The 574-nt window shown below is 33.6% G+C and carries 1 protein-coding gene; it reads left to right on the forward strand.

What is annotated here, in order from left to right; genetic code table 11:
- On the forward strand, positions 1–574 hold a 574-nt coding region (locus DMP16_RS11190), incomplete at both ends, for a hypothetical protein (RefSeq protein WP_185957882.1).

Here is a 574-nt window from a genome sequence, read left to right on the forward strand (position 1 = left end):
GTCCAGATGGTTCCATAACAGCATATATTCATTTGGATGTAATATATAATAAAAACCTAGAAAAAGCTATGGAATTAAACATAGATAAGTTAAGTATAAGTGGGTTTCAACCAATTTTCATTGCATATAAAGAGACCATTGTTGAGAAGGGAGGATGGAAAGACTTAAACGCAGGGGAGGATAGCGAGTTAGTGACCAGAATAGGAGTAAACACATTTTTTCCCTTAGTGGTAGGATATAACTCAAAGGTAATTGGACTAAGAGAAGGTAGATATGCCTCTTCCAAGATAGGTAAGTTAAAGAGGATATGGAGAATCCAAACGGATCATTTTAGAGCTGGTAACAATTTGGACGAAGTGAGGTTAAGAAGAATTCCTATTTACCTACCATTCTATATATCAGCATTGCTTAAAGGTAGATATATGAATCAGAAGGGAATAGGCAATAGATTGTACAGTATTTATTTATTCATAACTAATCTTAAAGATCCAACTGACTTTGGGTTTAATAGAAACGATATGTTTTTCTCTATGTTGTTAAGGGATTTAGCGATCATAAAAAGAAAGATGAAGGT

Source organism: Sulfolobus sp. B1 (genome assembly GCF_007050195.1).
Classification (GTDB): Archaea; Thermoproteota; Thermoprotei_A; order Sulfolobales; family Sulfolobaceae; genus Saccharolobus.